The 5140-nt window shown below is 66.5% G+C and carries 8 protein-coding genes and 1 pseudogene; all 9 read left to right on the forward strand.

Annotation, left to right across the window (positions count from 1 at the left end):
- Positions 1–307: pseudogene (locus tag A6M56_RS20080) on the forward strand (phage portal protein); the annotation flags it as partial.
- Positions 308–329: 22 nt separating this feature from the next.
- Positions 330–1562 (forward strand): S49 family peptidase, encoded by a 1233-nt coding sequence (locus A6M56_RS20085; protein ID WP_102080558.1) that lies wholly within the window; start codon positions 330–332, stop codon positions 1560–1562.
- Position 1563: 1 nt separating this feature from the next.
- Positions 1564–1941, forward strand: coding sequence for a head decoration protein (locus tag A6M56_RS20090; RefSeq protein WP_102080557.1), 378 nt, complete (start codon positions 1564–1566; stop codon positions 1939–1941).
- 2 nt (positions 1942–1943) lie between these two features.
- Positions 1944–2948, forward strand: a complete 1005-nt coding sequence (locus tag A6M56_RS20095) for a major capsid protein (protein WP_102080556.1) — start codon at positions 1944–1946, stop codon at positions 2946–2948.
- Positions 2948–3250, forward strand: a complete 303-nt coding sequence (locus tag A6M56_RS20100) for a head-tail joining protein (protein WP_102080555.1) — start codon at positions 2948–2950, stop codon at positions 3248–3250. Before A6M56_RS20095 ends, A6M56_RS20100 begins: the two co-directional genes overlap by 1 nt.
- A 3-nt stretch (positions 3251–3253) precedes the next feature.
- Positions 3254–3700, forward strand: a complete 447-nt coding sequence (locus A6M56_RS20105; protein ID WP_102080554.1) for a hypothetical protein — start codon at positions 3254–3256, stop codon at positions 3698–3700.
- A 6-nt stretch (positions 3701–3706) separates the two neighbouring features.
- Entirely contained in the window at positions 3707–3919 is a 213-nt protein-coding gene (locus A6M56_RS20110; protein ID WP_102080553.1) for a DUF7210 family protein, read from the forward strand.
- On the forward strand, positions 3916–4668 hold the full coding sequence (locus A6M56_RS20115) for a phage tail tube protein (RefSeq protein WP_102080552.1): 753 nt from the start codon (positions 3916–3918) through the stop codon (positions 4666–4668). Before A6M56_RS20110 ends, A6M56_RS20115 begins: the two co-directional genes overlap by 4 nt.
- A gap of 11 nt (positions 4669–4679) precedes the next feature.
- Entirely contained in the window at positions 4680–5075 is a 396-nt protein-coding gene (locus A6M56_RS20120; protein WP_102080954.1) for a DUF6631 family protein, read from the forward strand.
- Positions 5076–5140: the final 65 nt, after the last annotated feature.

Here is a 5140-nt window from a genome sequence, read left to right on the forward strand (position 1 = left end):
CCTGCAGGTGAAGTGGATTCCGCAGGGCTGGCAGTGGGTCGATCCCGAGAAGGAATTCAAGGCGATGTTGCTCGCCATCCGCGCGGGCCTGATGAGCCGTTCGGAAGCGATCTCGGCCAACGGCTACGACGCCGAAGACGTCGACCGCGAGATCGCCGCCGACAACCAGCGCGCCGACGACCTCGGCTTGATCTTCGATTCCGACCCTCGCCATACGTCGAAGGACGGCGCGAATGTGCGTGATGGGGCGGAACCCAACCGCAACGCCGTCACACCCGACGCCACCGGCGGCGACTCCATCGCCTGACCGCTTTCCCCGAAGGATTCCCATGACCGTGCTGCCTCACCTGGCGGCGCGCCTGTTCGGCGTGCCGCTGGCGATCCATCGCCCGAAACTCGACGTCATCCTATCCGTGCTCGGCGCACGCATCGGCCTCGCCGATCTCGCCGCGCCTATGGGCTACACGCCAGCGGCGCGCGCGCCGGCGCCGGTCAGCGGCAAGGTCGCTGTCATCCCGATCTACGGCACGCTGGTGCGCCGCACCTCGGGCCTCGAAGCCGAATCGGGTCTCGCCAGCTACACCGGCATCGCCGCGCAACTGGACGCCGCTCTGGCCAGCCCCGAGGTCGCTGCGATCTTGCTCGACATCGATTCACCGGGCGGCGAGTCGGGCGGCGTGTTCGATCTGGCCGACCGCATCCGCGCGGCGTCGCAAGTGAAGCTCGTCTGGGCCGTGGCCAACGACATGGCGTTCTCGGCGGCCTACGCGCTGGCGTCCGCCGCCACCCGCGTGTTCGTCGCGCGCACCGGCGGCGTCGGTTCGATTGGCGTCATCGCCATGCACGTCGATCAGTCCGTCAAGGACGCCAAAGACGGCGTTCGCTACACCGCCGTGTTCGCGGGCGAGCGCAAGAACGACCTCAACCCGCACGAGCCGATCTCCGACGAGGCCCACGCCGTCCTCAAGGCCGAGGTGGATCGCGTCTATGACCTGTTCGTCGAGACGGTCGCGCGCCATCGCGGCCTCGACGCGGACGCCGTTCGCGCCACTGAAGCGGGCCTGTTCTTCGGCTCGAACGCCGTCGCCGCCGGTCTGGCCGATGCCGTCGGCGGCTTCGACGACGCGCTCACACAACTCACGCAATCGCTTTCCCCTCTCCCGACTCAGGTGGCTCCGGCCAGCCAAGCGGGCTTTCTTCGCAACCACCAGATGGAGTCTTCCATGAATGATCGAACCAACCCCGCTGCTGCTGATCGGCCTCTTGCTGATCCTGCTGGCAGTCCTTCTCAATCGGCCACCACCACGGCAATGACCGTGGCCGACGCCGTCGAAATCGCTCAGACCTGCACCTTGGCCGGGCGCACCGACTTGATCGCGGGCTTCCTCGAAGCCAACGACTCGCCCGCGAAAGTGCGCAGCCAACTGCTCGCGGCGCAGGCCGAAGCCAGTCCCGAAATCACCAGCCGCATCGCACCCGATGCCGCGCGCCCTGCGGCCGGCAATCCGCTGATCGAGGCCGCCAAGCAGATCGCGGCGGCATCCACCAAGAAGGAGTTCTGAAATGTCCGTTCTCGCCGAACCGCTGAACCTGGGCGACCTGCTGAAGTACGAGGCGCCCAACCTGTACTCGCGCGACCGCGTCACCGTGGCCGCAGGCCAGAACCTGCCGCTGGGTACGGTGCTCGGCATCGTTACCGCCACCGGTAAGTACAAGCAGCTCGATCCGTCCGCCGAGGACGGCACGCAGGTCGCCGCAGGCGTTCTGCTGCAAGCCTGCGACGCCGCATTGATCGACCGTGATGACGGCCTCGTCGTCGCACGCCACGCCATCGTCGCCCACCACGCACTCGCCTGGCCCGACGCCATCACCACTGCCGAACAATTCGCCGCCATCGCGCAACTGAAGGCGCTGGGCGTGCTCGTTCGTCAAGGAGCCTGACCATGAACAACCCCTTCAGCAATCCCGCCTTCTCGATGGCCGCGCTGACCGCCGCCATCAACATCCTTCCCAACCGCTACGGGCGTCTGGAAGAACTGAACCTGATGCCGGCGAAGCCCGTGCGCCAGCGCCAGATCGTCGTCGAGGAAATGAACGGCGTGCTCAACCTGCTGCCCACGCTGCCCCCGGGTTCGCCCGGCACGGTCGGCGTGCGTGGCAAGCGCAAGCTGCGCTCCTTCGTCGTGCCGCATATTCCGCACGACGACGTGGTGCTGCCCGAAGAGGTGCAAGGCACCCGCGCCTTCGGTTCGGAAACCGAAACCGAGACGGTCGCAGGCGTGATTGCACGCCATCTGGAGACGATGCGCAACAAACATGCGATCACGCTGGAGCACCTGCGCATGGGTGCGCTCAAGGGCGTGATCCTCGATGCGGACGGCTCGGTGCTCTACGACCTGTTCGACGCCTTCGAGATCACGCAGCAAACGGTAGCCTTCGAGCTGGGCACGGCGGGCACCAACGTTAAAGCCAAATGCACCACGGTGCTCGCGACCATCGAGGAGAACCTCAAAGGCGAGTTCATGAACGGCGTCCATTGCCTGTGCTCGCCGGAGTTCTTCGCCGCGCTCACCGGTCACGCCAAGGTCGAGAAGGCGTTCGAGAACTGGCAGAACGGGGCCATCCTCATCAACGACGTGCGTCGCGGCTTCACCTACGGCGGCATCACCTTCGAGGAGTACCGGGGCCAGGCCACCGATGCCAGTGGCACCGCGCGCCGCTTCATCGCCGCTGGTGAGGCCCATGCCTTCCCGCTGGGCACCATCGACACCTTCGGCACCTACTTCGCGCCGGCGGACTTCAACGAGACCGTCAACACGGTCGGCCAGCCGCTGTACGCCAAGCAGGAACCGCGCAAGTTCGACCGTGGAACCGATCTGCACACGCAGTCCAACCCGCTGCCGATGTGCCATCGCCCCGGCGTGCTGGTCAAGCTGACGGTGGCGTAATGAACCTCGTCGAGCAGATCTACGAGGCGGCCACCAACGCCGGGCTCCTGAAGGACTGCCTCTGGCGTCCTTCGGACGGCACGACAGCGCAGCGCCACCCGGTCGGCTTTGCCGCTCCGGACGATACGGTGCTCGACGGCCTGAGCCTGAGCACCGAGTACGTGGTGACCTATCCCGCGTCCGTCTTCGTTGGGCTCGCACAGCGCGAGCCGGTCGAAATCGATGGCGTGACCTTCGTGGTGCGTGACATCCGGGCCGTGGGCGATGGTTCCGAGATGCGCGCGACCCTGACGAGGGTCTGAGCGATGGCAGGCAATTCGATCCGCGAACAGATCCTGCTCGCGGCGCTGGCGGCTGTCCGTCCGCATGCGGAAGGCTTAGGGGCAACGCTGCACCGCTCGCCCACGGTGGCCATCAGCCGGGAGCAATGTCCGGCGCTGGCACTGTTCCCCGAATCCGAGTCCATCACCGAACGTGCCAACGACCGCGTCACGCGCGAATTCACCGTCCGCGTCGTGGCGCTGGCCCGCGCCGTTCCGCCCGCCGTCCCGGAAACCGAAGCCGACCGGCTGCTCACCGCCGCCCACGCCGCCTTGATGGCGGACGGGAATCTCGGCGGGCTGTGCTTAAGCATCCGCGAGCAGGAATGCGAGTGGGAGGTGGAGGACGCCGACGCGGTCGCCGTGGCGCTTCCAGCGCGCTACCGCATCACGTACCGGACGCTGGCCAATGACCTCTCAACCCCTGGATGACCACCCATGACCCCACAACCGACACGTCTCGTTCTGACCCGCCCGCATACCCACGCGGGCAAGTCCTACGGGATTGGCGCCCGCATCGAGGTCGACGACGACACCGCCGAATGGCTGCTGGCGCACGACATTGCCACGCGCGACACCACGACGCCAGCCAAGCCCGCCCGGACTGAAACCGACCTTCCTCCCATTCAACGCAAGGAACCCAAGCCATGAGCACCTACGCCAGTTTCCAAGGGCGCGTCTTCCTCGGCAAGCGCGACACCGACGGCCTTCCCATCGAAGTGCGCTCGCCCGGCAACGTCGCCGAGCTGAAGCTCTCCCTCAAAACCGATGTGCTGGAGCACTACGAGAGCCAGACCGGCCAGCGCTCGCTCGATCACCGGATGGTCAAGCAGAAGTCCGCCACCGTGAACCTCACCATCGAGGAGTTCACCAAGGAGAACCTGGCGCTGGCCCTCTACGGCAACCACGTCGTGGGCACGCCGGGCACGGTCACCGCCGAACCGGTGGGCGGCGCAACGCCGACCCCGGGCGACCGCTACTTCCTGGCCCACCCGAAGGTGTCGTCTCTCGTCGTGGTGGATTCGGCGGCCACGCCTGCCACCCTGGCCCTGGGCGCGAACTACACCGCCGACACCGACTTCGGTGCCCTCCAGTTTCTGGATACCACCGGCTTCACCGCGCCGTTCAAGGCGAGCTACGCCTTCGGCGTCGCCACCGAGATCGGCATCTTCACGCAGGCGCTGCCCGAGCGTTACCTGCGCCTCGAGGGCATCAACACCGCGCAAGGCAACGCCAAGGTGCTGGTCGAGCTGTACCGCGTGGCCTTCGATCCGCTGAAGGAAATCTCCTTCATCTCGGACGAGTACAACAAGTTCGAGTTGGAAGGCTCGCTGCTGGCCGACACCACGAAGCCCTATGACGCGGTGCTCGGCCAGTTCGGCCGCATCGTGCAGCTCTGATGGGGGCCGCCATGAGTGACCTGGCAGCCCTGATTCCGCAAAGCATCGAACTGGTCATCGACGGTGAGCCGCTGGTCATCAAACCGCTGAAGGTCGGGCAGATGCCGAGCTTCCTGCGGGCGATCTCGCCGGTGATGCAGCAGCTCACCGCCAGCGAGATCGACTGGCTGGCGCTGTTCGGTGAGTGCGGCGACGACCTGCTATCGGCCATCGCCATCGCGGTCGGCAAGCCCCGCGCGTGGGTCGATGAGCTGGCCGCCGACGAAGCGATCCTGCTGGCGGCCAAGGTGATCGAGGTGAACGCCGATTTTTTTACCCGGACGGTGATCCCGAAGCTCGACGGTCTGTTCCCGGCGGCGAAGCTGCCGCCCGTGACGGCTGTTGGTTCGACACCGTCCAGCACCTGATCGAACACGGGCACCGCCTGCCCGACATCCTCGACTACACCCTGGCGCAGGTGCGCGGCTTCGTC

This window comes from Ralstonia sp. RL, from assembly GCF_001683835.1.
Taxonomy (GTDB): Bacteria; Pseudomonadota; Gammaproteobacteria; order Burkholderiales; family Burkholderiaceae; genus Ralstonia; species Ralstonia mannitolilytica.